Source organism: Kitasatospora sp. NPDC057940 (assembly GCF_042887425.1).
Lineage (GTDB): Bacteria > Actinomycetota > Actinomycetes > Streptomycetales > Streptomycetaceae > Kitasatospora.
On sequence record NZ_JBHVPH010000007.1, the window covers coordinates 257,469 to 282,897 of the forward strand.

Genomic DNA, 25,429 nt, shown 5'->3' on the forward strand with positions numbered 1-25,429 from the left:
GGAGGGCGCTTCGTAGCGTCCTCCCCGCCGTGCGTCCCGGACGAGCCGGGGCAGCCTCCCCCCGCGAGGCTGCCCCGGTCGGTGGGGGAATCGGGACGTGCTGCCGGAGCGGGGACCGGTGACCGGTCCGCGTCCGAACGACGCCGTCGGGCGGCGAACCGCGCCGACGAGAGAACTGTGCACGACGGACACGTGCACATGCGAGCGTTCCCGGGGGTTGTGAGACACTTCCGTCCGTCTCAGCGCCATGACCTGGGGTTTGGGACGCCGGACCGATGGGTTTGGAGAAGCGGAGACACCCGGACGGCCCCCGGCCGGAGCCCGTTCCGCTCCCCCCGTCCCCCGTTCCCGTCTCGCACCGTTGGAAGGCCCCATGGGTTCCGCCTGGAAGAACCTGCCCGAAGAGCTGTCCGGACCCGCCCGGCTCCTGGCCGAGGAGCTCCGGGTCATCAAGGACGCCGCCGGACTCTCGCTGTCCGAGCTGGCCGCCCGGACGCACTACAGCCGGGCCTCCTGGGAGCGCTGGCTGAACGGCAAGCGGGTCATCACCGGGCAGGCGCTGGAGGCGCTGACCGGGGCGGTGGACTGCGACGGCCCGGCCCTGCGGACACTGTGGGAGCGGGCCGTGGCGGGGCCCGAGGAGGGCGGCGGGCCCGCCGCCCCGGAGGAACCCGCCGCGCAGGCGGTCCCCGAGCAACCCCGGGCGGCGCAGACCCCGACGGCACAGCCCCCGACGGACCGGACCGGCGCGCCCGCCACACCCGCGGCCGCCGCCCCACCTGCCGCCTCCGACGTGACCGACGTGACCGACCTGCTCGACCTGACCGCCGCGCCCGGCGAGCCCGGCGGCGCCGGGCCGGCACCCGTGCCGTGGTGGCGGCGCCCGGCGACGCTGCTGGCGGGCGCCGCCCTGCTGGCGGCCCTGCTGGTGCTGGTCGGCCTGCGGGCCACCCGGCACCAGGAGCAGCCGCAGACCGTCGCCGAGCCCGTCCCGACCGCCACCACGGCCAAGCCCGCCCCGGGCGCTCCCGTCTGCCAGGCCGTCGGCTGCGCGCACAAGGACCCCAAGGCCACCGGCTGCGGCAAGGACGCCCGGACCCTGCAGACCGACGTCATCGGCAAGGTCGTCGTCTACCTCCGGTACAGCCAGACCTGCCAGGCGGCTTGGGCGGCGATCACCGAGGGCGAGCCGAACGACTACGCGACCATCAGCGACGACTCCGGCCAGAGCGAGACGGCGCTCATCCACTGGGGCTACGACAACTACTCGTCGATGCTGGACGCGGCCGACCCGGCCGTCACCTTCCAGGTCTGCGGGTACCAGCCGGCCGGGCACGTCTGCACCTCGCCCGTCTCCGGCCTGGCCGCCGTGGTGGCCTCCACCCCGATCCCGATCGGCCCCGCCTCACCGCCCCCGGGCACCGGCCCGGACGCGGCGGCCACCGACCCGCCCTCCCCGGCACAGCCGACCGACGCGCAGCCCGCCAGTGCACAGCCCGCCGGCGCACAGCCCTCCCCGGGCCGGTCCTAGGCCGGTCCCGGCCGGTCCCGGCGGGCGGGTCAGTCGAGGTACCCGCGCAGTTGCGCCGCGAAGGCGTGGTCGCGGAGCTTGATCAGCGTCTTCGACTCGATCTGGCGGATCCGCTCCCTGGTCACGCCGAACACCGTGCCGATCTCCTCCAACGTGCGCGGGCGGCCGTCGTCCAGCCCGTAGCGGAGCTGGACGACCTGGCGCTCCCGCTCGCCCAGGGTGGCCAGGACGGCGTCCAGGTGCTGGCGCAGCAGCAGGAAGGTGGCGGACTCCGCGGGTGAGGCGGCGTCGGCGTCCTCGATCAGGTCGCCGAGCGCGACGTCGTCCTCCTCGCCGACCGGGGTGTGCAGCGAGATCGGCTCCTGGGCCAGCCGGAGCAGTTCGCGCACCCGTTCCTCGGTCAGCTCCAGGGCGGCGGCGATCCCGGCCGGGGTCGGTTCCAGCCCGCGCTCCTGCAGCAGGGCGCGCTGCACCCTGATCACCCGGTTGATCAGCTCGACCACGTGCACCGGCACCCGGATCGTCCGGGCCTGGTCGGCCAGCGCCCGGCTCATCGCCTGCCGGATCCACCAGGTCGCGTACGTGGAGAACTTGTAGCCGCGGGCGTAGTCGAACTTCTCCACCGCCCGGATCAGGCCCAGGTTGCCCTCCTGGACCAGGTCCAGCAGGGTCAGTCCGCGGCCGACGTAGCGTTTGGCGACGGACACCACCAGCCGCAGGTTCGCCTCGATCAGCCGGCGTTTGGCGATCCGGCCGCGCACCACCAGGGTGTCCAGTTCACGGGCCAGCGGGTCGGGCGGCGGGGGGTCGCCGTTCAGCCGCTCCTCGGCGAACAGTCCGGCCTCGACCCGGCGGGCCAGCTCCACCTCCTCGGCGGCGGTGAGCAGGCGGACCCGGCCGATCTCGCGCAGGTACTGGCGGAGCAGGTCCGGTGCCGGGCCGGCGTCGCCCTCGGCCGGCGGGCGGGGCTCCTCCTCGTCCCCGTCGTCGGGCTCCGGGTCCTCCGCCTCGGGCTCCGGGTCGTCGGCGTCGGGGTCCGTCTCCGGGGCCTCGGGGTGGCCCTCCGGCGCGCCTCGGGCGCCGTCCGGGGGCGCGGCCCCGGCCCGGCCGTGGTCCGCCTCCCGTTCCCCGGGCGGTGCGGCGCTCAGCGCGCCGGCCGGTGCGGCGGTCTGGCTGGAGGTCGGTGCGGCGGTCGGGCTGGAGGTCGGGCTGGCGGTCGCGGCGAAGCCTCGGTCCACGGGCATCCCTCGGGGCGGGCGCGACTCTGGCGGACCCGCGCTGAACGGAGGTGGGACGCCCTCCAGTGTGCGGTACGCCACACTCCGTGGCCGAGACTCGTGCGCCGACTTTCTGGGCCGCTCCCCCGGCCCCGCCGCGCTCCTACAGCCCCGCCGCGCCCTGGCTGCGGAGCTGCTGGCCGTACTGCTGGAGCTGCCACAGCTCGGTCTGCACCGCGTGCTGCTGCTCGGCGTCGGCCCGGTGGCCGAGCCGCTGCAGGTAGCCGCGGACCTCGGCGATCCGCCGGTCCACCGCCAGCAGGCGCAGCTTGACCAGGAACTCCCCGGCGTAGACCGCGTCCACCTTCCGGCGGGAGCGCACCGGCTCGACGGTCAGCTCGGTGACCAGCGAGCGCACCTGGTCGTCCGGGGCCGCCTCGCGCACCGCGCTGGTGAAGTCGGGCAGTGTCGCCCCGTACGCGGCCCCGCCGGCCTTGGCGATGGCCTGCCGGACGGCGGTGTACGGCAGGGTGGGGAACTCGTCCTCGCCGTAGTGGTCGAAGGCCGGGCTGACCAGGTCCGGGTGCTGGAGGGCCAGCTTGAGCAGTTCCCGCTCGACGAACTGGGCCGGGTCGCGCGGGTTGAGCCGGAAGGCGGGCTGTGCCGGGCGCACCGGCGCGGGCTCGACGCGGCGGCCGCGGTCGGCGCCCCGGGGGTTCTGCTGGCGCTCGCGGTCCCAGCGGGCCAGCTGGGAGACCCGGCGGACGACGAAGGGCTCGTCCAGGATGCCGAGCATGCCGGCCAGGCGGACGGCGTACTCGTGCTGGATCGAGCGGTCCTTGATCTTGGCGACGATCGGGGCCGCCTCCTCCAGGGCCGCCGACCGCCCCTCCGGCGTCTCCACCCGGTGCTTGGACACCGCCGAGACCAGCGCGAACTCGAACAGCGGGACGGGGTTGTCGATCAGCTGCTTGACGGCCTCGTCGCCCTGGGCCAGGCGCAGCTCGCACGGGTCCATGCCGCCCGGGCTGACCGCGATGGAGGTCTTCGCGGCGAACTTCTGGTCGTCCTCGAAGGCCCGCAGGGCGGCCTTCTGGCCGGCCGCGTCGCCGTCGAAGGTGAAGACCGTCTCGCCGCGGTACTGCGAGGTGTCCATCAGCAGCCGACGGATGATCTTGATGTGGTCCTCGGCGAAGGCCGTACCGCAGGTGGCCACCGCCGAGGTGACCCCCGCCAGGTGGCAGGCCATCACGTCGGTGTAGCCCTCGACCACGACCGCGCGGCCCGACTTGGCGATCTCCTTCTTCGCCAGGTCGATGCCGTACAGCACGTGCGACTTCTTGTAGATCGGCGTCTCGGGGGTGTTCAGATACTTCGGGCCGTTGTCGTCCTCGCGCAGGCGGCGGGCGCCGAAGCCGACCACCTCGCCCGCGATGTCCCGGATCGGCCAGACCAGCCGGCCCCGGAAGCGGTCGATCAGGCCGCCGCGCTGGCCCTGCGAGGCCAGGCCGCCGAGCAGGATCTCCTTGTCCGTGAAGCCCTTGCCGCGCAGGTAGCGGACGAGGTGCTCCCAGCCCACCGGGGCGTAGCCGACGCCGAAGGTCTTCGCGGCCTCCTCGTCGAAGCCGCGCTCGGCCAGGAAGCGGCGGCCGATCTCCGCCTCCGCCGAGGCCAGCTGCTCCCGGTAGTAGGCGGCGGCCACCTTGTGCGCCTCGACCAGGCGGGTCCGCTCGCCCTGCTGGTGGCGGGGGCTGTAGCCGCCCTCCTCGTAGCGCAGGGTGATGCCGGCCTGGGCGGCCATCCGCTCGACGGCCTCGGCGAAGGTGAAGTGCTCGATCTTCATCAGGAAGGCGATGGTGTCGCCGTTCTCCTGGCAGCCGAAGCAGTGGAAGACGCCCTTGGCGGGGTTCACGTAGAACGAGGCGGACTTCTCGTCGTGGAAGGGGCAGACGCCCTTGTACTCGCCGCCGCCACCGTTGGTGAGCTGAACGTAGTCGCCGACCACGGCGTCGATCGGCAGTGCGCTGCGCACCGCTTGTACGTCTTCGTCCCTGATCCGCCCGGCCACCCCGGAAGTCTACTGGGGTGGCCGGGGTTTCCCGGCGGTCCGGTCGCGCCGGGACCGTTGCACCGCGCGCGGTCGGGCGCCGGGCGGTTGCGCCCGAGCGGCCGGACGCCGGGCGCCGGGGCCCGCGGGCGGTCAGGCCCAGGAGGCGCCGACGAGCCTGGCGTGCAGGGCGAGGGCGGAGGCGTCGGTGAGGGTGGCGATCTGGTCGATGACCGCGCGCAGCGCGGCCCGGTCGTCCTCGGCCTCGCGGTAGAGCGCGCCGAACACCGGGTCCAGGCCCTCGGGGGCGCGCTGGGTCAGCACGTACGCCAGCTCGGCGATCACGATCCGCTGGCGGGCCCGCAGCTGGGCCTGCTCGTCGCGCTGCATCACGTAGCGGACGGCGACCGCCTTGAGCACCGCGACCTCCAGCCGGACGCCCCGCGGCACCACCAGCTCGGCCGTGTACCGGGTGAGCCGGCCAGGGCCGTAGCGGGCCCGGGTGGCCTGCTCGGCGGCCAGGCAGAAGCGGCCGATCAGCTGGCTGGTGAGGTCCTTCAGTCCGGCCCGGGCGCGGGCCGTGCCGTCGTACTCCTGGGGCCACCGGTCCTGGGCGAGCAGCCGGTCGAGGGCGGCGGCCAGCTCCTCCGGCTCGGCGTCCGGGGCGTAGCGCTCGGCGACCTTGAAGAGTTCGGCCCGTTCGCTCGGCGCCCGCAGCGCGGCCGGGTCGATGTGGCCGGCCTGGAGGCCGTCCTCGACGTCGTGGGTCGAGTACGCGACGTCGTCGGACCAGTCCATGACGGTGGCCTCGAAGCACTTGCGCCCGGCCGGGGAGCCGGCCCGCAGCCAGCGGAACACCGGCAGGTCGTCGGCGTAGACGCCGTACTTGGGCGAGGCCGGGTCGGTGGGGTGGGCGCCGCGCGTCCACGGGTACTTGGTGGCGGCGTCGAGGGCGGCGCGGGTCAGGTTGAGGCCGACGCTGCGGCCGGGCCAGGGGGCGAGCCGGGCGGCGGGGTGCTCACCCTCCGGGGCGAAGCGCTTGGGTTCGAGCCGGGTGAGGATGCGCAGCGACTGCGCGTTGCCCTCGAAGCCGCCGCAGGCCTCGGCGGCCTGGTCGAGCGCCTCCTCGCCGGTGTGGCCGAACGGCGGGTGGCCGATGTCGTGGGCCAGGCAGCCGGCCTCCACGAGGTCCGGGTCGCAGCCCAGGGCGGCGCCCAACTCCCGCCCCACCTGGGCGCATTCGAGGGAGTGGGTGAGCCGGGTGCGGGGGAAGTCGCTGCGCATCGGGGCGACCACCTGGGTGGTGCCGGCCAGCCGCCGCAGCGCCGCCGAGTGCAGCACCCGGGCGCGGTCGCGCTGGAACGCCGTGCGGCCGGGGCGCTTGTCCGGTTCGGGGACCCAGCGGGCCTCGGCGGCGTGGTCGTACGGGAGCGGGGCGGCGGCGAGGCGGTGCGCGGTGTCATCCATATGCCCTTCACCGTACGCCGCGCCCCCGACAGCCGGGGTGTGCCGCGCACGAAGGGGCGTGGGCCGGAGCGTGAATCCTGCGGTACGCGCTGGTGTCCGCCCCGGCCCGCTGCCTGCCGTACGGCCTCAGCCGCGGACGGCCTTGAGGACGACGGCGGCCACCGCCTCCTGCCCCTTGGCGTTGGGGTGGATCGCCGCCAGGCCCGGGGCCGGGAAGGGCGGTTCGACCCAGCGGGTGGCCTGGCCCGCGCACATGTCGTGCCCGGCCGAGGGGGCGGCCGCGTCCACGAACACCGCGCCGGCGCCCTCCGCCCGCCGCTTGAGCATGCCGTTGAGCTGCTGCTCCTTCTCCGAGAGGAAGCCCAGGTCCCCCGCCGCGACCGCCTTGCCCAGCACCGGCCGGCAGCTCGCCGGGTCGGACGGGAGCAGCGTCGGGTACCCGATCACGTACACCCGGGCCTGCGGGGAGCGGTGCTTGATGTCCTGCAGGATCCGGCCGAGTTGCTCACCGGCCGCGTCGACCTTGCGCTGCACCTCGTCCGTCCCGCCGGAGGCGTAGTGCTCGCGGCAGGGCGAGGAGGCGCGGGTGGCGCCCACGATGCCCTTCACCGCGTCCACCAGGTTCTCCTTGGCGCACTCCTTGACGACCTCCATGAAGCCCGCGTCGTTGCCGCCGATGCCGACCGTCACCAGGCGGGTGGCCGCGTTCAGCGCGTCCAGCTGGGGCGGATTGGTGCCGTGGTCGGTCTCCTGGGCGCCGGTCAGGTCCCCGGTGCGGGCGCCGCTGCAACTGACGTCCTGGAACTGGCCGGCCGGCAGCCCGAGCCCCTTCGCCACCAGGGACGGGTAGTTGACCCCCGAGCGGGAGCAGCCCTTCGGCTCACCCACCTGCGGGGCGATCTTCAGGCCGGCGGTGTACGAGTCGCCGAGCGCCACGTACGGACCGTTCGGCGGGGGCGTGGTCTTGGCGTTCTTGGCGGGCAGCGCGCCCGCGAAGCCGTCCGACCCGCCGTCCGCGGGGGTGCACCCGGCGAGCAGCAGCGCGGCGAGCCCGGCCGTCAGGGCGACGGCCGGGCGGATGGTCCTGGACATGGTCGTGGGCATGGCATCCCCCCGGGGGATAGGCGTCACGGGCAGCTCCGTACGGCGGCGCGTCCCCCGACGCCGCCACCACCAACGAACGGGGCCCGCGAATGACTCCCGTGACTCCCGGCGCCGTCGCCGACCCGGCCGGTTCCCGCCCCTGCGAGGCCGATTCCGTGCCGGACCTGCTCCCCGCCCGGGTCTACCCCCCGCCCCGGCCCACTCCGGGCCTACTCCGCGCCGCGCTCGTGCTCGGCCAGGAACTGCTCGAAGCGCCGCCCCAGCTCGTCCGCCGACGGCAGGTCCACCGGCTCGGCCAGCAGGCTCTCCCGGCCCTCCGCCCCCGCCACCGCGTCGTACTGGCCCTCCATGCCGCGGATCGCCGAGCGCAACTCGCCGTCCCCGTGCGCCAGCTGCTCCTCGATGTCGGCGTACACCTCGCCGACCCGCTCGCGCAGCCGGGTGCCCGGCAGCACCAGGCCGGTGGCGGACTGCACCGCCTCCAGGATCAGCACGGCGGCCGCCGGGTACTCCGAGCGCGCCACGTAGTGCGGGACGTGCACGGCGAAGCCCAGCACGTCGTGCCCGGCCTCGGCCAGGCGGTACTCCAGCAGCGCCTGGGCGCTGCCCGGGACCTGCGCCTGCTCGAACCACTGCGGGTAGCCGGCCGCCAGGTCGAGCCGGTTGCCGTGCGGCGTCAGACCGACCGGGCGGGTGTGCGGCACACCCATCGGGATGCCGTGGAAGTCCACCGCCAGCCGGACCTCGAAGCGCTCCACCAGCTCGCGGACGGCGCCGGCGAAGCGCTCCCACTCGACGTCCGGCTCGGGGCCGGTGAGCAGCAGGAACGGCGCGCCCGCGCCGTCGCGGACGAGCTGGAGCAGGATCTCCGGCGGCTCGTAGGACGACCACTGGTCCCGGTCGAAGACCATCGCGGGGCGGCGCGCCCGGTAGTCGACCAGGCGGTCGTGGTCGAAACGGGCCACCACCTGCGGCGATCCCGTCTCCAGCAGGTGGGCCACCACCTGGCCGCCGGCCTCGCCGGCGTCCATGAAGCCCTCGAAGTGCTGGAGCAGCACGAGGCCCGCACCGGTGTCGCGCAGCTCCGCGGTGGCCGCGGCCACCGCGGCCACGCCCTGCTGATCCAGCTCGTACAGCGCCTGGAAGTCACGCACCGCGCACCCAACCCCGTTCTCTACTCGTCACGACGTACCGGCTTCTCGTCCTCTCCAGCGTGCCGGGCACCGCCGGAATTCCCGACCCGCCCGGCGGCGGGTCCGACGGCCTCTCCGGACCGCTCCGGACCATGATCGCACCCGGGTGGAAAGCCCCTGGTCACGGGTGTTCAACGGCCCGTCCGGGGGCGGGTCGCAGCAGCCCGCACCGCCATTCGCGTGCCGCGAAGTGACGCACCGCCTTCTGACGGGTATCGTCCTCTCGCTGCCTCGCATCGTCGCGTCGTCGTCACGTCGTCCCGTAACGCCGTCGGCCACGTCCCGGACCGGTGCTCGGCCAGCCCACACGACGCATCTTGCCTTCATCTGGCCGCCTGTTTCCTTCGCGCTCCCGTTTCCTCATCGGCCATCTCGCGGACGCACACTGTCCCCTCGCTCATCCCCGCCGGACCGGTCCGTGGACCCGAGTCCGTTCCGGCACCGCGCTGCCCGCCTCCGGGCCGCCGCCCCCGCCCCGCCCGACCGGCTCTCCGGCGTGCGCGGGTACCGGCGGGCGTGCTCCGGGGCCGGGGCGACTGTCCCTGCCTCCCGAGCCGTACCCCGGCACGGTGGGCACCCTCCGACCGATGAAGGACCGAAGGTTCCGTGCCCGTACCTGTCATCCTCACCGGCCGCACCGTGCGGCTGGAGCCCCTCGCCGCGCACCATGCCTCGGCCATCGCCGAGGCCGGCGCCGAGGACCGTACGACCTACGCCTTCACGCCCGTCCCGCACGGCCTCGAAGCGGCCCGCGACTACATCGCGCGCGCCCTCGCCGACCAGGCCGCGGGCCGGTCGCTGCCGTTCGCGACGGTGAACGTGGCAACCGGCCGGGTCGTCGGCTCCACCCGTTTCCTGGAACTCGACTACTGGCAGGGGCCGATGGTCTGGCCGCCGGTGCCCGGGGTGCCGTTCGGCGACCCGGCCACGGCCGTCCCCGACGCCGCCGAGATCGGCAACACCTGGCTCTCGCCGCGCGCCCAGGGCACCGGCATCAACACCGAGGCCAAGCTGCTGATGCTGCGCCACGCCTTCGAGACCTGGGGGGTGCAGCGGATCTCGCTGCGCGCCGACGCCCGCAACCAGCGCTCGCGCACCGCCATCGAGCGGCTCGGCGCCACCTCCGAGGGCGTCCGCCGGGCTCACTCGCGCGGGCTCGACGGGGTGGTGCGCTCGACCGCGTTCTACTCGATCCTCGACGACGAGTGGCCCGCGGTGCGGGACATCATCGAGCTGCGGATCGCCGCCGCCACCTCGCCCAGCGCCCCGGATCCGGCGATCAACCAGGAGTGCCTTAGACACGGCGGCGGCCCCGGGCACCTGATCACGGCCTGAAGCGGACGTCCGATCACGGCCCGAAGGGGGCTACGGCCGCCACCCGTAGCCCCTGGTGGCCAAGTCGAGGACCCGGGCGAGGAGCTCCGGATCGGCAGCTCCGCGGAAGCGGTCGGGGTGCGCCTCCGCCAGCGCCGACCCGGGCCGCCAACCGCCGCGCACCGGGGCGACCCGGACGCTCCAGATCTCGAAGCCGGTCCAGCTGCGGTGCAGGTGCAGCACGCCCTCGGCGGTGTGGGACACCCACGTGTCCTCCATCTCCCGGGGGCGCAGCCCGGCCCGGATCCGCTGCCACTGTTCGTCCGTCCAGACCACGTCCGGCACCGGGCAGGCGCGGGGCAGCAGCATGGGCTTCAGACGGCCCTCGCACTCCGGGGCGGGCCGGACGCCGCCCGGCTCGGGGAACGCCCAGCCGGGCAGCGGTTCGCGGGCGGCCAGCCAGGCGGCCGGAACGCCCTCGGTCCCGGTGCGCGCGGCGACCACTCCCCCGGTGATCGCGGCCACCGTGTCCATGTCGCCGCCGGCCGCGAGCAGGCCATCTCGGTGTCGTCGGTCCACGGCCAGGGGCCGGGCGGGTCGGTGCGGGCGGCGAAATGGGCGGCGGCGGTGGCCGGGACGAAGAGCTGTGCACCGTAGGCATCGCCTACCGAAAGGCCGTTGAGCGCGTCGAGCGCGGGGCCGGTGGGTGGAGTCGTCATATGGCGCTCAGCTCAGCGGTTCGACCGGTGCCGCGTCAACCTCATTCTCGTGGGCTCCCCCGACGGGCGATGTTTCGCATACATCCGACCCTGGTGGGCAGCACCCCGGGCATGACCCGCGTGAACCCGCTCGACCCCGTCGTGCTGCTCGGCGCCGACCAGCAGCACATCGTCACCCGGGCGCAACTGCGCCGGCTCGGCGTGCCGTCCGGCACCATCGCCCACCGGCTGCGCCCCGACGGGCCCTGGCAACAGGTGCTGCCCCGGGTGATCTGCCTGCAGTCCGGCCGGTTGACGGCGCATCAGCGGCTGCGCGCCGCGCTGGCGTACGCGAGCCCGAAGGGGCGGGCGCCGCAGGCCGGGGAGGTGCTGCTGACCGGGGACGCGGTGCTGGCCGACGCGGGGCTGCCGAGCGCCGGACACCCGGCCGACCTGGCCCGGATCGACGTCCTGATCCCCGCCCAACGCCGGGTCGGCGACCGCGAGTTCGTCCGGATCCACCGGTCGGCCGGGCCGCTGCCGGGCGGCTTCGAGCGGGACGACGGGCTGTGGAGCACCACCGTCGCCCGGGCGCTGGCCGACCTCGCGCCAGGCGAGACCGGGCAGCGCCGGTTCCGGGCGCTGTGCGCGGAGGCCGTCCAGCGGCGGCACTGCGAACTCGGCGAACTGCTGGACCACTTGCTGGCCCGGCCGGGCGCGCTCGCACTGCCGCAGGTGGCCCGGGTGGTGGAGGACCTCACCGCCGGAGTGCGGTCGGTGGTGGAGGGAGAGGCCCGCGAACTCCTCGCGTACGCGGGCCTGTCCGAGCCGCTGTGGAACCCGGTGCTCTTCCTGGACGGCCGTTTCCTCGCCGTCCCGGACGCCTACTGGCCGCACGCCTGCGTGGCGTTGGAGATCGACTCCCGCGCCTGGCACCTGCGCCCCGCCGACCACGAACGCGGCCTGGCCCGCGCCAACCGGCTGACCGCCGTCGGGCTCCCCGTGGTCCGCACCACCCCGGTCCAGCTCCGGCGCGACCCCGTCCCGGTGTTCCACGAACTGACCGCCCTCCTCACCACCGGCCCGCACGGCCCCCACCGCCGGATCAGCTGGCGCCGGGCCCGGTGAGGGGTGCGGGCGCGGGGTGTCACGCGGTTCGGGGTGTCAGCAGCGCGGGTCGATCTCCTGGAAGGTCGCGTAGTGGTCCGGCGACCAGTACTGCTCGCCGGAGCCGCCGGTGACCACGCGGCGGGTGCCGCGGTCGTTGGAGCCCGGGGTGACCACGGTGAACTCGTGGTAGTAGCCGCCGGACTTCTTCGGCAGGCGGCTCTCGCGGTTCTCGAAGACGATGCCGTCGCGGTTGTACGGGTACGGGCCGTTCTTGGCGATCAGGCCGAGGGTGTCCTGGGCCTGGCTGGGGAGCTTGCTGCGGCAGACGTCGGCGAGCGCCGGGTCGGCGGGCACCCAGGTACCGCTCGGGGCGGGGGTGCCGCCGGCGGGCGGGGACGGCTTGGGGGCCGAGGACTTGGCGGCCGAGGCACCCGCCGAGGTGGCGGCGGAGCTCGCGGCGGCGTTGGGGTGGCTGCTGCCGCCCTTGCCGGCGAGCAGGTACCCGATGCCGGCGACGAGGGCCAGGATCAGGACGGCCACGACGACGAGCGGGCTTTTACGTCTGGTCATGCGCCCCAGCTTGGCAGGCCCGCGGGCGCCGCCCGGCCAGCTACACACGTGGCCGCCGCCACATCCGGCCGGCCGGGGACGGGCGGCCGGGCGGGCAGGGACGGCCGGGGAAGGACGGCCACAGACGGACGGCCGGGCGGGGACGGACGCCATTGTCCGTTCCCGCCCGGCCGTTGTTACGTACGCCGGTTCTCCTGCGCCGAGCTCCGGTGTACGCCCTCCCGACGGGGAGGGAAGCGGTCAGTCCGGCCCGCGGCCGAGGAGGGGATGCCTACCCTCTCTCAGCGCGGGTCGCTGCCCGCCGTCTCGATGGCGGCGCGGCCTGCCTCCAGGCGCGCCACCGGGATCCGGAAGGGGGAGCAGGAGACGTAGTCCAGCCCCACCTCGTGGAAGAAGTGGACCGAGTCCGGGTCGCCGCCGTGCTCGCCGCAGACGCCGAGCTTGAGGTCGGGGCGGGTGGCCCGGCCGGCCTCGACGGCGTGCTTGACGAGTGCGCCGACGCCGTCGCGGTCGATGGTCTCGAACGGGGAGACCCCGAAGATGCCCTTCTCCAGGTACGCGGTGAAGAACGAGGCCTCCACGTCGTCCCGGGAGAAGCCCCACACGGTCTGGGTGAGGTCGTTGGTGCCGAAGGAGAAGAACTCGGCGGCCTCGGCGATCTGACCGGCGGTGACCGCGGCGCGCGGCAGCTCGATCATGGTGCCGAGCTTGATGTCCAGCTGCACGCCGGTGGACTGGGCGACCTCGGCGAGCACGCGCTCGCACTCGTCGCGGACCAGCTCCAGCTCCTGGACGGTGCCGACCAGCGGGATCATCACCTCGGGGCGCGGGTCCCCGCCGGCCAGCCGGCGCTCGGCGGCGGCCTCGGCGATGGCGCGGACCTGCATGCCGAACAGGCCGGGGATGACCAGGCCGAGGCGGACGCCGCGCAGGCCCAGCATCGGGTTCTGCTCGTGCAGCTTGTGCACCGCCTGGAGCAGGCGCAGGTCGTTCTCGTTCGGGTCCTTGCGGGCCTCGGCGAGGGCGACGCGCACCGACAGCTCGGTGATGTCCGGCAGGAACTCGTGCAGCGGCGGGTCCAGCAGGCGGACGGTGACCGGCAGGCCGTCCATGGCCTGGAAGAGCTCCAGGAAGTCGCCCTTCTGCAGCGGCAGCAGGGTGGAGAGGGCGAGCTCGCGGTCCTTGTCGTTGTCCGCCAGGATCAGATGCTCGACCTCCTTGCGGCGCTCCTCGCCGAGGAACATGTGCTCGGTGCGGCACAGGCCGATGCCCTGGGCACCGTAGCGGCGGGCGCGCCCGCCGTCCTCGGCGTTGTCGGCGTTGGCGCGCACGGCGAGCCGGCGGCGGACGTCGGCGTGCGCCATCAGCCGGTGGACGGCCTGGACGAGCCCGCCCTGGACGTCGGCGCCGGCGTGCAGGGTGCCCTCGAAGTACTCGACGACGGGGGACGGCAGGACGGGGACCTCGCCGAGGTAGACCTTGCCGGTGGCGCCGTCGATGGAGACGACGTCGCCCTCCTCCAGCACCAGGCCGCCGGCGGTGGTCATCCGGCGGCGCTTGGTGTCGACCTCCAGCTCCTCGGCGCCGCAGACACAGGTCTTGCCCATGCCGCGGGCGACGACGGCGGCGTGCGAGGTCTTGCCGCCGCGCGAGGTGAGGATGCCCTCGGCGGCGATCATGCCGTCCAGGTCGTCCGGGTTGGTCTCGCGGCGGACCAGGATGACCTTCTCGCCGGAACGGGACCACTTGACGGCGGTGTAGGAGTCGAACACGATCTTGCCGATGGCGGCGCCGGGCGAGGCGGCGAGGCCCCAGGCGATCTGCTGGGACTCGGAGTTCGGGGCGAAGCGCGGGAACATCAGCTGCGAGAGCTGGCCGCCGGTGACCCGCATGAGGGCCTCGTCCAGGTCGATCAGGCCCTGGTCGACCAGCTGGACGGCGATCCGGAAGGCCGCGGCGGCGGTGCGCTTGCCGACGCGGGTCTGCAGCATCCAGAGCTTGCCGCGCTCGATGGTGAACTCGATGTCGCAGAGGTCGCGGTAGTGGTTCTCGAGCGTCTGCATGATCGTCATCAGCTCGTCGTACGACTTCTTGTCGAGCTTCTCCAGCTCGGCCAGCGGCAGGGTGTTGCGGATGCCGGCGACGACGTCCTCGCCCTGGGCGTTGGACAGGTAGTCGCCGTAGACGCCCTGGGCACCGGTGGAGGGGTCGCGGGTGAAGGCGACACCGGTGCCGGAGTCCTCGCCGAGGTTGCCGAAGACCATGCTGCAGACGTTGACCGCGGTGCCGAGGTCGTTCGGGATGCGCTCCTGCCGGCGGTACAGGCGGGCGCGGTCGCCGTTCCAGGAGTGGAAGACGGCGTGGATGGCGAGGTCCATCTGCTCGCGCGGGTCCTGCGGGAAGGCCCGGCCGGTCTCGCGCTCGACGATGCCCTTGAACACCTCGACGAGTGCCCGGAGGTCGGCGGCGTCCAGGTCCAGGTCGTTGGCGGTGCCCTTGGCGTGCTTGGCCTCGTCCAGGGCCTCCTCGAACAGCTCGCCGTCGACGCCCAGCACGGTCTTGCCGAACATCTGGACCAGGCGGCGGTAGGAGTCCCAGGCGAAGCGCTCGTTGCCGGACTGGGCGACGAGACCGACCACCGAGGCGTCCGAGAGGCCGATGTTCAGGACGGTGTCCATCATGCCGGGCATGGAGAACTTCGCGCCCGAGCGCACCGACACCAGCAGCGGGTTGTCGGGCTGGCCGAGCTTCTTGCCCATCTCCTGCTCGAGCGCGTCCAGGTGGGCGCTGATCTCCTGGTGCAGCGAGGCCGGCTCGCTGCCGGTCTCCAGGAAGACCTTGCAGGCCTCGGTGGTGATGGTGAACCCCGGAGGGACGGGGAGGCCAAGGTTGGTCATCTCGGCCAGGTTCGCGCCCTTGCCGCCGAGAAGGTCCTTGAGGTCCTTGTTTCCTTCAGTGAAGGAGTAAACAAACTTCTGCTGGGACGGCACGGGTCGGTCTCCTCGTACGCGGTTGCCCTGACGCCGGAGAACATACCCATTTCGAAGGTTCTTCTCTGCCCCGAATAGGCCGTACGAGGCCGGTACCCGGGGGTAACCCGATAGATCGAATGCACATAAAGGCGTTCACCTCTGTTGGTGAAATCGTCCGGATGACGCTAGCCCGCCTTCAAGTCTTGAACGAATGGAAACACGAAGATCGCACGATTCGGACGCTGGGTAGCGGTCGCGGGTCGCCCGCGTTGCCCCGGCTTGATTTCCTGCACCCGGATCGGCCGATCACCGGCCCACCGGCTTCGGGAAGCGATTCACAGTCGACCTGTCCATTTCGTCCACCGACCCGCCGTCAGGCGCCACCGCATGTGGCAAGCGTCACCAGTGCATCTCACCGGTCGAACGTAGTCCGCCTCCGCCGATCGTCGCACTCCGTCCAGAAACGTGCCCGTTCCGTGACATCGGACCGCCGAAAAGGAGCCCTCCTGTCCAGATTGGACAAGAGGGCTGGGACCGAGTGGCAATGGCCCCGGGAGGACCGATTTCGCCAATACGGACAGATCATCCGCCAGAGGTGTCCGATTCGGCGTCAGCCCCCGGTCGGGCGCAGTCGTACGGATCGTCCAACCAGCCCTCGGGCAGCACCACCCGGTTGTTGCCGGCGGTACGCCCGCGCGGCCCGTCCGCACCGGCCGGCCAGGCCTGGGACTGCTCCACCAGGGCCAGGGTTTCGGCCAGCTCGACCAGGGAGGAGGAGTTGGCCAGCTTCACCCGCAGCTCCGAGCCGACCGAGAAGCCCTTGGTGTACCAGGCGACGTGCTTGCGGAAGTCGATCACGCCGCGCGCCTCGTCCCCGATCCACTCGCCGAGCAGCTGCGCGTGCCGCACCATGGCCCGCGCCACGTAGCCGAAGTCCGGACGGGCGTAGTCGACCTCGCCCTCGAAGATCGAGACCAGGTCCCGGAACAGCCACGGCCGGCCCAGGCAGCCGCGGCCCACCACGACGCCGTCGCAGCCGGTCTCCCGCATCATCCGCAGCGCGTCGTCCGCCGACCAGATGTCCCCGTTGCCCAGCACCGGGACGTGCGCCGGAACGGACTCGCGCAGCCGGGCGATCGCCGACCAGTCGGCCGTCCCGCCGTAGTGCTGGGCGGCGGTGCGCCCGTGCAGGGCGATCGCGGACACGCCCTCCTCGGCGCCGATCCGGCCGGCGTCCAGGTAGGTGAGGTGGTCGTCGTCGATGCCCTTGCGCATCTTCATGGTGACCGGCAGGTCGCCCGCGTTGGCCACGGCCTCGCGCAGGATCTCGCGCAGCAGGTTGCGCTTGTACGGCAGCGCCGAGCCGCCGCCCTTGCGGGTCACCTTGGGGACGGGGCAGCCGAAGTTGAGGTCGATGTGGTCGGCCAGGCCCTCGTCCGCGATCATCCGGGCGGCCTTGCCGACCGTCACCGGGTCCACGCCGTACAGCTGGATCGAGCGCGGCTTCTCGCTGGCGTCGAACTTGATCAGCTGCATGGTCTTGGCGTTGCGCTCGACCAGGGCCCGGGTGGTGATCATCTCGGAGACGTACAGGCCCTTGCCGCCGCTCTGCTCGCGGCAGAGGGTGCGGAACGGCGCGTTGGTGATGCCGGCCATCGGCGCCAGCACGACGGGCGGCCACACCCGGATCGGGCCGATGTCCAGCGGCGCGAACTCGGCGTCGGGCGCGGTGGGTGCGGGCGTGGCTGTCATGCGCGGCTGACCTCGGGGCAGGGGAACGGGACTCTCCATTGTCCCCCACTCGGGTCAGCCCCGGTTTCCGGGCCGTTCCGGGTCTCCCAGGGCCTCGCTAGGCCGGGTCGATCGTGATCGAGCCCGAGGTGACCGAGCCGTGGATCCGGTTCGGGCTGGCCGGGTCCGCCAGGCTCGGGTCGATGTGGCGGCTGCCGCTGCCGACCTCGCCGCTGAAGGCGTAGTGGGAGTCCTGCGGCAGGGCCAGCTTCACCGAGCCGGACCCGCTCCTGGTGTCCACCGACCGCGGCGCCCTGGAGAAGGCCAGGTCGACCGCCCCCGAGGTGGTCTCCGCGTACACCTGCTCCGAGCTCAGGTCGGTGCCCTGCACCATCCCGGAGGTGGCGTGCGCGTACACCTGCCCGGACGTGCCGGTGAGTTTCAGCTCGCCCGAGGTGAGGTCGATCCGGACGCCGCCGCTCAGGCCGTCCACCTCGACGCTGCCCGAGCTCACCTGCCCCGACACGTCGGTACCGGCCGGCACCTCCAGCTCGATCTGGGCACCGCAGCCGAAGTCGGCGAACGGCAGGAACTTCCGGCACTCCATGCCGACCGTGAGCACGTCACCGTCGAAGGTGGTCGACACCGACGGCTTGCGCACCATCCAGTCCAGGTTCTGCCGGACCACCACCCGGCCCTCGCGGCCCGCCCTGATCCGCACCGAGGCGCTGCCGGTGTCCAGCCGGAGCTTGTGGATGACGACGTTGTACGGCTGCGTCGAGGTCGTCTGCTCCTGCACCACCATCGCCCAGGTCTGCATCCCGGCGGCGATCATGACGACCGCGATCGCGAGCGTCCCGGTGGTCCGCCAGGCCTTCCGCCCCCACGCCTTCCTCGGTCCGCCCACGGCTACCCGACCTCCAGGAACCGCAGCACCGCCAGCACCCGGCGGTGGCTGTCGTCGGCCGGCGGCAGGTCGAGCTTGGTGAAGATCGAGTTGATGTGCTTGGCCACCGCGCTGTCGCTGACCACCAGGGCGGCCGCGATCGCGGCGTTGGAGCGGCCCTCCGCCATCAGGCCGAGCACGTCCCGCTCGCGCGGGGTCAGCTTCTCCAGCGGGTCCCGGTGGCGGCGCACCAGCAGCTGGGCCACCACCTCCGGGTCCAGCGCGGTGCCACCCGCGGCGACCCGCTGCAGCGCCTCCACGAAGTCGTCCACGTTGGCCACCCGCTGCTTGAGCAGGTAGCCGACGCCGCTGGTGTTGGTGGCCAGCAGGTCGGCGGCGTAGCGCTCCTCCACGTACTGGGAGAGCAGCAGCACGGCGACGTCCGGCCACTGCTGCCGGATCATCAGCGCGGCCTTCACGCCCTCGTCGGTGAAGCCCGGAGGCATCCGGACGTCCGCCACCACCACCTTCGGGCGGTGCTCCTCGACGGCCGCCAGCAGCTCGGTGGCGTCCCCGACGGCGGCGGCGACCTCGAAGCCCACCGCCTCCAGGACCTTGACCAGGCCGACCCTCAGCAGGACCGAGTCCTCGGCGATCACAGCGCGCACGGCAACTCCACGGTGATGGTGGTGGGGCCCCCGAGGGGGCTGAGAACGGACAGTGTGCCGTCGACGGAGGCGGCACGCTTGCGCAGGCCGGTCAGCCCGGTGCCGCGGGAGGCGTCCGCGCCGCCCACGCCGTCATCGCTGATGACCAGGCGCAGCCGGCCTCCGACCGTCCGCACCGAGAGGTCGACCCGCTGGGCGCGGGCGTGCTTGGCCACGTTGGTCAGGGCCTCGGAGACGGTGAAGTAGGCGACCGCCTCGACGGTCGGGGCGACCGGCTCGGCGAGGTGCACGTCCAGGCGCACCGGCAGCGGGGCGCGGGCCGCGATGCCGGACAGCGCCGCGTCCAGGCCGCGGTCCTCCAGGACCGCCGGGTGCAGGCCGCGGACGAGATCGCGCAGTTCGTCGATGGCCGCCTGCGCCTCCTCGTGCGCGTCCACGATCACCTGCATGACCTCGGGCGGGACGTCCTTGAGGGTGCGCCGGGCCAGGCCCAGGTTCATCGCGAGGGAGGTCAGGCGCTGCTGGGCGCCGTCGTGCAGGTCCCGCTCGATCCGGCGGCGCTCGGCGTCCACCACGTCGACCAGCCCGGCCCGGCTCTCGGCGATCTCCTCGACCCGCCGCTCCAGCGCCTCCGCCCGGTTGGGGCCGAGCAGCAGCTGGGCCGTGCGCACCTCCAGCCAGGCCGCCAGCGCCGCCAGCCAGGGCATCACGGCCAGCAGCAGCACCCCGGCGACCGTGATCACCACGTCCAGCCCGGCCAGCTCCGAACGCAGCGGGCTGCCGACGGGCATCAGCCAGACCCAGCCGTACACGCTGGCCATCACCACGCCGGCGCCCCAGGCGTACAGCACCACCAGCGCGCCCACCGCCAGCAGCGGGCCGGCCAGCAGGTGGTGGACGCTCTGGCGCCAGGTCAGCCCCAGCAGCAGCCGGCCCGGCAGCCAGGCCCACGGCTCGCCCGGGCGCGGCGGCGACACCTCCACCCCGCGCAGGGCGCGCAGCCGGCCTCGCTGGGCGGCGGTGAGCGGGCGCGTGCAGATGAGGACCAGGACCGTCATCGGGAAGAGCAGCTTGGACTCGGTGGCGGCCAGCCAGACCGGCAGGGCCATCGGGAGGCCGGCGGCTATGAAGCGGGTGTCCCGCCAGGCCTCGGGCGACCACGGGGGGCGCCGAAGGCTCCTGACGAGCGCTCGGCGCAACGTGGTGGAGGGCATGACCGACAGCGTAGGGCGCCATGATCAACGGCCGCCATGAAGGGGGGCTCACGGTCGGGGTGTATCTAGGTACACCCCGGATTCGGAGCACGGCACCACCGACAGCGGCCCATGATCGACGGGAAGCTGGACGGCATGACGAGCACCGCATCGCACTCCGCCACCCCGCCGCACCGGCGGCCCGTCCCCGGGAGCCACGGGGGTGTTCCCGGGGACGCGCACCGCCGGACGGCGGAGCCGGAGGGGACGCTGCCGGTCGGGGCCGGGCCCTGGTCGGTCCGCAGCCTGGTCGGCCGCCGCGGCCGGGCCGCGCTGGAGGTGTACCAGGACGGCGAGTTGGCCGATGTCCTGGTCGCCGCCCGGCTCACCCCGCAGCTGCTGCGCGGTGCTCGGCGCAGCCCGGCCGGCGGGCGGGCGCAGCACGTGCTCGCCTGGGGCCGGCTGGCGGCCGACGGCGGTGCGCCTTCGGTGGCGTTCACCGCCGGGAGGCTGGCCGGGCCGTTCCGGTCCGGGCGGTCACTCTGGTCCGTGCGGCCGTTCCCGTCCGTGCGGTCGCTCTGGTCCGTGCGGTCGCTCTGGTCGGCCGGGCCGTTCCGGTTCGAGCGGCCGGCCGTCGGCGCCGAGGTGGTCACGGTCGCCGGGCGGTTCTGGCTCGCCTGGGCCGAGGGCCCGTACACCGGGGTGCTGGTCCGGCACCCCGGCGGGGACACCACCGAGCGGCAGCCGCTGGAGCGGGTGCGGCGCCGGGGCGAGGCCGCGGTCGCCGGCGCGGCCGCGGTCGCCGGCGCGGCCGCGGTCGCCGGAGAGACCTCGGTCGCCGGAGGGGCCGCATGAGCACCGCCGTCCTCGCCGGCCGCCCGGCCGCCGCCCTCGTCCTGCCCGCCCGCTTCGAGCGGGTGCCGGTCGTGGCCGCCGTCGCGCTGCTGCCCTGGCTCGCGGTCCTCGCCGCCTGCCACGAGACCCCGTGGGTGGTGCTCGACCTGCTGGAGTTCTCCGCGCTGCTCTCGCTCGACGCCCTGCTGCGCCGTCGCAACGCCGCCGCCGGCTGGGCCGGCGGCGCGGTGGCCCTGCTGCTCGCGGGGGACGCACTGGCCGACATCGCCTGCGCCGGCCCGGGCCACGCGGTGCTCGCCGCCCTGGTGATGGCGCTCGGCGTCGAACTGCCGCTCGCGGTGGTGTGCGTGCTGCTCGGGCGTGCCGTCCTCGCCCCCCGCTAGAAGCCGTCGGGCAGGCTAGAAGCTGCCGGGCAGCTCGTTCATCAGCGCGCGGGTCTCCTCGTCCAGCGGGGTGTACGTGATCATCCGCGTCCCGAGTCGGGGGCCCAGCCAGAAGCTGGTGTACTCGCAGCGCAGCAGCCCGACACCCGGCACCTGGAACCGCTTGATCCCGTTGCTCGGCCCCATCACCTCGTGCCGCTGCCAGACCTCCGCGAAGTCCGGCGAGGCCTTGAGCCGGGCCAACAGTGCCTTCCAGGCGGGCTCCGCGCTGTGGTCGGCCATCGCGGCGCGGAACCGGGCCACCATGCCGACGCGTTCGGTCCGGTAGTCGATCAGCACCTCGCGGAACCGCGAGGGGGTGAACGCCAGCCACATCAAGTTGCGGTCCTCGGGCGGCAGTTCGCTGAGATCGCCGACGATCGCGGTGTACTGGGCGTTGTACGCGAGCACGTCGTAGCGGGTGTTGACGGCCACGGCCGGGTACGGCGCCATCTGCTCCAGCACCAGCCGCACGCTCGGGGTGACCGAGGGGCACTCCCTCACCGGCGCCGGATCCTCCGCGCCGGCCAGGGTGAACAGGTGCGCGCGCTCGCTCGGGTCCAGCAGCAGGGCGCGGGAGACCGCGTCCAGCACCTGGGTGGACACCTGGATGTCGCGCCCCTGCTCCAACCACGTGTACCAGGTCACCCCGACGGCGGCGAGCTGCGCGACCTCCTCGCGGCGCAGCCCCGGCGTGCGGCGGCGGCCGGTCGGGGGCAGGCCCACCTGGTCGGGTGCGATCCGCTCGCGGCGGCTGCGCAGGAAGGCCGCCAGGTCGTGCCGGCGGGCGTCGTCGGGGGTGGTCCGGGCATGCGTCGCCGGGGTGGTCCGGGCTTGCGCGACCGAGGCGGACCGGGCTTGCGCGGCCGGAGTGGTGAGGCTCATGGTTCCTAGCATGCGCCAGCCCGGAGCCTGTTGCCAGGTACTTCTTATACCTGGATAACCACACTCTGGTACCAGGGTACGACCAGGCGGATCGTAGGACCCGTGACCCAACAACTCGCCGTCGCCCCCGACCCGGTCCGCACCGCCACCACCCCCGGCACCGCGACCGCGACCGCCGCCCGCACCGCTGTCCCCACCCTCGGCACCGCCGGGCTGGTCACCGTCCTACTCGGGGCCTTCCTGCCGATGCTCGACTTCTTCATCGTCAACGTCGCGCTGCCCACCATCGACCACGACCTGGCCGCCGGGCCCGCCGTCCTCGAACTCGTCGCCGCCGGCTACGGCATCGCCTTCGCCGTCCTGCTCGTCCTCGGCGGGCGCCTCGGCGACATCTTCGGCCGCCGCCGGCTCTTCGTCGTCGGCGCCGCCGCCTTCGCCCTCACCTCGCTCGCCTGCGGCCTCGCACCCGGCGCCTGGACGCTGGTCGCCGCCCGCGCCGCCCAGGGCGCCTCGGCCGCGCTGCTGATCCCGCAGGTCCTCGGCACCATCACCGCCGCCACCGACGGCGCCCGGCGCGGCCGCGCCCTCAGCATCTACGGCGCCGTCGGCGGCATCTCCGTGGTGATCGGCCAGGTGCTCGGCGGCATGCTCGTCGCCGCCGACCTGTTCGGCACCGGCTGGCGCTCCGTCTTCCTGCTCAACGTGCCGTTCGCGCTGCTCGCCCTGGTCCTCGCCGTCCGCTACGTCCCGGAGAGCCGGGCCACCCAGGCCGCCCGGGTCGACGTGCCCGGCACCGTCCTGCTCACCGCCTCGCTGCTCGCCCTGCTCGTCCCGCTGATGGAGGGCCGCGCCGCGGGCTGGCCGATCTGGTCCTGGGTGCTGCTCGGGCTGTTCCCCGTCCTCGCCGCCGCCTTCGTCCTGGTCGAACGCCGGGCGGAGCAGCTCGGCGCCACCCCGCTGGTGCCGCCGTCCCTGCTGCGCATCCCCGAGATGCGGCGCGGCCTCGGCATCGCCCTGCCCTACTTCGCCGGCTTCGGCGGCTTCATGTTCGTCATCGCCGTCGCCCTCCAGCAGGGCCTGCACCTCGGTCCGGTCGCGGCCGGCTGGGCGCTCGTGCCGATGGCCGTCGGCTACTTCACCGCCTCGCTCTCCGGCCCCCGTCTGATCGGCCGCTACGGCAGCCGGGTACTGAGCGCGGGCGCCGTCATCCAGGCCGCCGGCCTGGCCACCCTCGCCGTCACCGTCCTCGCCGACTGGTCGCACTTCTCCCCGCTGCGGATGGCGCCCGGCGTCGCCCTCGCCGGCATCGGACAGGGCCTGATCGGCACCCCGCTGTTCCGCGTCGTCCTCGCCAAGGTGCCCGCCGCCCGGGCCGGCGTCGGCAGCGGCGTCCTGGCCACCGGCCAGCAGTCCAGCCTCGCCCTCGGCGTCGCCACCCTCGGCACCCTCTACCTGTCGCTCTCCCCCAGCCTCGGCATGGACCGCGCCCTCGCCCTCTGCCTGGGCCTCCAGCTCATCGGCTCCTTCGTCATCCTGTACCTCACCACCCGCCTCCCCCGCTCCATCGGCTGAGCCCACCGGCCCCACGGGCCACGGCGACGGCAACGGCCCCGCGATCGACACCCGATCGCGGGGCCGCCGCCACGCCGCAGGGCATCACCGGCCCCGAGTCGCCCGCACCTGCGCAGCCCGCCAGCCGGGAGGTGTGAACCCCGTCGGTGCCCCGAGGGAAGCGGCCGACCGCCTTCTAGAGTTCGAGCGAGCCGACGAAGCGGTCCAGCCGCGAGACGACCTGCCGCAGCACCCCGACCGACCCCACGGGATCATCCGCCAGCTCAAGGGAGTGGTCCGCCGAGGGCACTTCCAGGACCTCGTGCCCCACCGACCCGGCGACCTGCCGATCCCACAGCTTGTCGGCGCTCCCGCCGACCAGGAGCGTCGGCGCTTCGGATCGGCGCAGGGAGCGGGCCACCTGGTCGAGCGTCAGGACGGGCGTCAGCCAGGCCGCCGCCATCCTCCGATCGGCTGCGATGCCACAGGCGAGCGAGCCCAAGGACTTGCCGACCAGAAGACGGCAGGCCTCCCCCTCGGCGGCGACGGCCCCGCCGACCTGCCGCTCGACCCACGCGATCCGGTCGTCCACGGTCAGCTGGGGAAAGTCGTGCGGGACCTGCCACCACACCTCCTGCACCGTCCAACCGTGGTGGATGAGTACGGCACGGGCGAAGTGGAGCAGCGGCCTGGCGGGCGAGTAACCGACCCCGGGAATGACGAGCGCGACGCGGTCGGGGTCGCCGTCGAAACGGGTGGGGAGCGCGAGGGGGGAGGGATCAGGCATGCCGGCAGGCTACCCAGCGGCGGGGAGCCTGCAACGGCGAGTCGGCGGGCCGGTTCGGGGGCTGGTCAGCGGCCGATGAAGTTCTTGTCGATGAGCAGTTGCAGGACGTCGGTGTGGAAGTCGGGGAAGTCCATCGGGACGATGCCGAAGTGGGCGGGCTGCTGGCGGCGGGCGTTCAGGTAGTCGCGGACGGGGGGCATGATGGCGGCCGCGTTGACCTTGGGCCAGCCGCCGTTGGCGTAGCTGGTGAAGTTCACGTACATCCGCGCGGAGCCCTGGTCGAGGAAGGCGCGGTCGAACCAGTCGGTGACGGCCTTGGACTTGGCGGCGAGGCTGATGCCCTGGAAGGTGTCCTGGGTGGCGAACCAGGTGTTGGTGGCGCTCGACCACTGGATGACGGACCAGGGGTTGGCGAAGTCGGCGGCGAGGACGACGCGGCCGCGGGCCTGGCCGAGGGTGGGCCACCAGGGGTTGGTCCAGAACAGGCTCCGGTAGCCGAGGCCGTCCAGGTAGTGGTTGATCCGGCGCTGGAACTCGGCGTCGTCGAGCCGGTTCCCGCCCGCGTACTCGTTCCTGACGCGCATGACCAGGCCCTCGCCCGGGTTGGCGGCGAGGAAGGCGCGGCACTGGTCGAGGACGTCCTGGAGGCGGACGTACTGGTAGTTGTCGCTGTGGTAGATGCCGAGTTCGTCGGCCGTCCCGGCGAGCCCGTTGCAGCGGATGTCGAGGAAGCGGATGCCGCGCTGGAGTTGTTCGGGCAGGCCCCAGTTCTGGGTGTGGGACCACTCGGTGCCGTGCAGCGGGTCGGTGCAGCAGGAGTCGTGGCTGCCGGGGATCGTCAGGGCGGTCAGCGGCGTGGCGTCGTCCAGGGCGCTCATCCAGACGGACGGGCTGACGGCTGCGGCTGCGGGTGCCGCCGCCGCTGCTGCCGCGTCCGGACTGAACGCGGCGGCGGCCAGGAGGGCGCCGCCGGCACCGGCTCCCCAGCGCAGGACGTCACGACGGGTGGGGCTCATGCGGACTCCTCACATCGACCTCTGGAAGGGGGAGTTGTCATGCCCCCTCCCCGATCTGCTCGATGGAACGGGCCCCGAAACCCGTGGCGCGGCGCCCCCGGAGTGGGGCCGGGGGGCGTATAGTGGGGGGGGGGGGGGGGGGTTTTGGCGGGCGGGGGGTTTGTTGGTGATGGGTGGATACAGGCCCCGGGGGGAGGGGGGGGCGCAATAGG

General features: G+C 73.7%; 21 protein-coding genes and 1 pseudogene. 6 read left to right on the forward strand and 16 right to left on the reverse strand.

The genetic code is table 11. From position 1 onward, the window contains the following. Positions 1-373: 373 nt before the first annotated feature. The gene (locus ACFVTF_RS14700; protein WP_387813612.1) at positions 374-1,531 is read left to right on the forward strand and encodes a DUF2690 domain-containing protein; all 1,158 of its coding nucleotides are present in this window, start codon (positions 374-376) and stop codon (positions 1,529-1,531) included. Positions 1,532-1,560: 29 nt separating this feature from the next. On the opposite strand, the gene ACFVTF_RS14705 is transcribed toward ACFVTF_RS14700, so the two are convergent. The 5 genes from ACFVTF_RS14705 to ACFVTF_RS14725 all read right to left on the reverse strand — a co-directional run bounded on the left by ACFVTF_RS14705 (position 1,561) and on the right by ACFVTF_RS14725 (position 8,520). Then, positions 1,561-2,775, reverse strand: a complete 1,215-nt coding sequence (locus tag ACFVTF_RS14705) for an RNA polymerase sigma factor (RefSeq protein WP_387813614.1) — start codon at positions 2,773-2,775, stop codon at positions 1,561-1,563. Between the two features lie 136 nt (positions 2,776-2,911). Beyond that, positions 2,912-4,816, reverse strand: a complete 1,905-nt coding sequence (gene dnaG / locus ACFVTF_RS14710; protein ID WP_350878164.1) for a DNA primase — start codon at positions 4,814-4,816, stop codon at positions 2,912-2,914. Between the two features lie 132 nt (positions 4,817-4,948). Then, the gene (locus ACFVTF_RS14715) at positions 4,949-6,262 is read right to left on the reverse strand and encodes a deoxyguanosinetriphosphate triphosphohydrolase (RefSeq protein WP_387813616.1); all 1,314 of its coding nucleotides are present in this window, start codon (positions 6,260-6,262) and stop codon (positions 4,949-4,951) included. 126 nt (positions 6,263-6,388) lie between these two features. Beyond that, on the reverse strand, positions 6,389-7,354 hold the full coding sequence (locus tag ACFVTF_RS14720) for an SGNH/GDSL hydrolase family protein (RefSeq protein WP_387813618.1): 966 nt from the start codon (positions 7,352-7,354) through the stop codon (positions 6,389-6,391). Between the two features lie 221 nt (positions 7,355-7,575). After that, positions 7,576-8,520 (reverse strand): PAC2 family protein, encoded by a 945-nt coding sequence (locus tag ACFVTF_RS14725; RefSeq protein ID WP_371516867.1) that lies wholly within the window; start codon positions 8,518-8,520, stop codon positions 7,576-7,578. 645 nt (positions 8,521-9,165) lie between these two features. Between ACFVTF_RS14725 and ACFVTF_RS14730 the strand changes: the two genes are divergently transcribed. Beyond that, entirely contained in the window at positions 9,166-9,894 is a 729-nt protein-coding gene (locus ACFVTF_RS14730; RefSeq protein ID WP_063347487.1) for a GNAT family N-acetyltransferase, read from the forward strand. A gap of 30 nt (positions 9,895-9,924) precedes the next feature. Here ACFVTF_RS14730 and ACFVTF_RS14735 read toward each other — a convergent pair whose 3' ends face one another. After that, positions 9,925-10,452 (reverse strand): hypothetical protein, encoded by a 528-nt coding sequence (locus tag ACFVTF_RS14735; RefSeq protein WP_387813718.1) that lies wholly within the window; start codon positions 10,450-10,452, stop codon positions 9,925-9,927. After that, a pseudogene (locus ACFVTF_RS14740) lies at positions 10,422-10,592 on the reverse strand (ADP-ribosylglycohydrolase family protein); the annotation flags it as partial. The pseudogene ACFVTF_RS14740 and the gene ACFVTF_RS14735, both read right to left, overlap by 31 nt. Positions 10,593-10,703: 111 nt before the next feature. Here ACFVTF_RS14740 and ACFVTF_RS14745 point away from each other — a divergent pair. Continuing rightward, positions 10,704-11,699, forward strand: coding sequence for a hypothetical protein (locus tag ACFVTF_RS14745; RefSeq protein ID WP_387813621.1), 996 nt, complete (start codon positions 10,704-10,706; stop codon positions 11,697-11,699). A 36-nt stretch (positions 11,700-11,735) separates the two neighbouring features. Here ACFVTF_RS14745 and ACFVTF_RS14750 read toward each other — a convergent pair whose 3' ends face one another. The 6 genes from ACFVTF_RS14750 to ACFVTF_RS14775 all read right to left on the reverse strand — a co-directional run bounded on the left by ACFVTF_RS14750 (position 11,736) and on the right by ACFVTF_RS14775 (position 19,722). Then, entirely contained in the window at positions 11,736-12,251 is a 516-nt protein-coding gene (locus ACFVTF_RS14750; RefSeq protein ID WP_387813623.1) for a ribonuclease, read from the reverse strand. Between the two features lie 281 nt (positions 12,252-12,532). Beyond that, positions 12,533-15,241 carry a pyruvate, phosphate dikinase gene (ppdK, locus tag ACFVTF_RS14755; protein WP_387813625.1) on the reverse strand — a complete coding sequence of 903 codons (2,709 nt, stop codon included), beginning with the start codon at positions 15,239-15,241 and terminating at the stop codon, positions 12,533-12,535. A gap of 564 nt (positions 15,242-15,805) precedes the next feature. Next, positions 15,806-16,975 carry a tRNA dihydrouridine synthase DusB gene (dusB, locus tag ACFVTF_RS14760; protein WP_387813627.1) on the reverse strand — a complete coding sequence of 390 codons (1,170 nt, stop codon included), beginning with the start codon at positions 16,973-16,975 and terminating at the stop codon, positions 15,806-15,808. 97 nt (positions 16,976-17,072) lie between these two features. Further along, positions 17,073-17,861, reverse strand: coding sequence for a DUF4097 family beta strand repeat-containing protein (locus ACFVTF_RS14765; RefSeq protein WP_371516873.1), 789 nt, complete (start codon positions 17,859-17,861; stop codon positions 17,073-17,075). A 2-nt stretch (positions 17,862-17,863) separates the two neighbouring features. Continuing rightward, the gene (locus ACFVTF_RS14770; protein WP_387813629.1) at positions 17,864-18,508 is read right to left on the reverse strand and encodes a response regulator; all 645 of its coding nucleotides are present in this window, start codon (positions 18,506-18,508) and stop codon (positions 17,864-17,866) included. Then, positions 18,496-19,722 carry a histidine kinase gene (locus ACFVTF_RS14775; RefSeq protein WP_371516875.1) on the reverse strand — a complete coding sequence of 409 codons (1,227 nt, stop codon included), beginning with the start codon at positions 19,720-19,722 and terminating at the stop codon, positions 18,496-18,498. Before ACFVTF_RS14775 ends, ACFVTF_RS14770 begins: the two co-directional genes overlap by 13 nt. A gap of 135 nt (positions 19,723-19,857) precedes the next feature. Here ACFVTF_RS14775 and ACFVTF_RS14780 point away from each other — a divergent pair, with 135 nt between their 5' ends. Then, positions 19,858-20,556 (forward strand): hypothetical protein, encoded by a 699-nt coding sequence (locus ACFVTF_RS14780; protein WP_387813631.1) that lies wholly within the window; start codon positions 19,858-19,860, stop codon positions 20,554-20,556. After that, on the forward strand, positions 20,553-20,939 hold the full coding sequence (locus ACFVTF_RS14785) for a hypothetical protein (RefSeq protein WP_387813633.1): 387 nt from the start codon (positions 20,553-20,555) through the stop codon (positions 20,937-20,939). The genes ACFVTF_RS14780 and ACFVTF_RS14785 overlap by 4 nt, the downstream gene beginning before the upstream one ends. Before the next feature lie 15 nt (positions 20,940-20,954). On the opposite strand, the gene ACFVTF_RS14790 is transcribed toward ACFVTF_RS14785, so the two are convergent. Then, positions 20,955-21,863: a helix-turn-helix transcriptional regulator gene (locus ACFVTF_RS14790; protein ID WP_387813635.1), complete on the reverse strand. Its 909-nt coding sequence runs from the start codon at positions 21,861-21,863 to the stop codon at positions 20,955-20,957. A 102-nt stretch (positions 21,864-21,965) separates the two neighbouring features. Here ACFVTF_RS14790 and ACFVTF_RS14795 point away from each other — a divergent pair, with 102 nt between their 5' ends. Next, a complete protein-coding gene (locus ACFVTF_RS14795; RefSeq protein ID WP_387813637.1) occupies positions 21,966-23,435 on the forward strand; it encodes an MFS transporter in 1,470 nt (489 codons plus the stop codon). 175 nt (positions 23,436-23,610) lie between these two features. Here the strand turns inward: ACFVTF_RS14795 and ACFVTF_RS14800 are convergent, their stop codons facing one another. Both ACFVTF_RS14800 and ACFVTF_RS14805 read right to left on the reverse strand, forming a co-directional pair. Beyond that, positions 23,611-24,201: an alpha/beta hydrolase gene (locus ACFVTF_RS14800; protein WP_387813639.1), complete on the reverse strand. Its 591-nt coding sequence runs from the start codon at positions 24,199-24,201 to the stop codon at positions 23,611-23,613. Positions 24,202-24,266: 65 nt separating this feature from the next. Beyond that, on the reverse strand, positions 24,267-25,217 hold the full coding sequence (locus ACFVTF_RS14805; protein ID WP_387813641.1) for a phosphatidylinositol-specific phospholipase C: 951 nt from the start codon (positions 25,215-25,217) through the stop codon (positions 24,267-24,269). Between the last annotated feature and the right edge of the window lie 212 nt (positions 25,218-25,429).

What these genes read in the sequence shown, in the direction of transcription:
- ACFVTF_RS14700 (WP_387813612.1), top strand. Translation starts at nt 374, where the DNA reads ATGGGTTCCGCCTGGAAGAACCTGCCCGAAGAGCTGTCCGGACCCGCC.
- ACFVTF_RS14705 (WP_387813614.1), bottom strand. Translation starts at nt 2,775, where the DNA reads ATGCCCGTGGACCGAGGCTTCGCCGCGACCGCCAGCCCGACCTCCAGC.
- ACFVTF_RS14715 (WP_387813616.1), bottom strand. Translation starts at nt 6,262, where the DNA reads ATGGATGACACCGCGCACCGCCTCGCCGCCGCCCCGCTCCCGTACGAC.
- ACFVTF_RS14720 (WP_387813618.1), bottom strand. Translation starts at nt 7,354, where the DNA reads ATGTCCAGGACCATCCGCCCGGCCGTCGCCCTGACGGCCGGGCTCGCC.
- ACFVTF_RS14745 (WP_387813621.1), top strand. Translation starts at nt 10,704, where the DNA reads ATGACCCGCGTGAACCCGCTCGACCCCGTCGTGCTGCTCGGCGCCGAC.
- ACFVTF_RS14750 (WP_387813623.1), bottom strand. Translation starts at nt 12,251, where the DNA reads ATGACCAGACGTAAAAGCCCGCTCGTCGTCGTGGCCGTCCTGATCCTG.
- dusB (WP_387813627.1), bottom strand. Translation starts at nt 16,975, where the DNA reads ATGACAGCCACGCCCGCACCCACCGCGCCCGACGCCGAGTTCGCGCCG.
- ACFVTF_RS14775 (WP_371516875.1), bottom strand. Translation starts at nt 19,722, where the DNA reads ATGCCCTCCACCACGTTGCGCCGAGCGCTCGTCAGGAGCCTTCGGCGC.
- ACFVTF_RS14780 (WP_387813631.1), top strand. Translation starts at nt 19,858, where the DNA reads ATGACGAGCACCGCATCGCACTCCGCCACCCCGCCGCACCGGCGGCCC.
- ACFVTF_RS14785 (WP_387813633.1), top strand. Translation starts at nt 20,553, where the DNA reads ATGAGCACCGCCGTCCTCGCCGGCCGCCCGGCCGCCGCCCTCGTCCTG.
- ACFVTF_RS14790 (WP_387813635.1), bottom strand. Translation starts at nt 21,863, where the DNA reads ATGAGCCTCACCACTCCGGCCGCGCAAGCCCGGTCCGCCTCGGTCGCG.
- ACFVTF_RS14800 (WP_387813639.1), bottom strand. Translation starts at nt 24,201, where the DNA reads ATGCCTGATCCCTCCCCCCTCGCGCTCCCCACCCGTTTCGACGGCGAC.
- ACFVTF_RS14805 (WP_387813641.1), bottom strand. Translation starts at nt 25,217, where the DNA reads ATGAGCCCCACCCGTCGTGACGTCCTGCGCTGGGGAGCCGGTGCCGGC.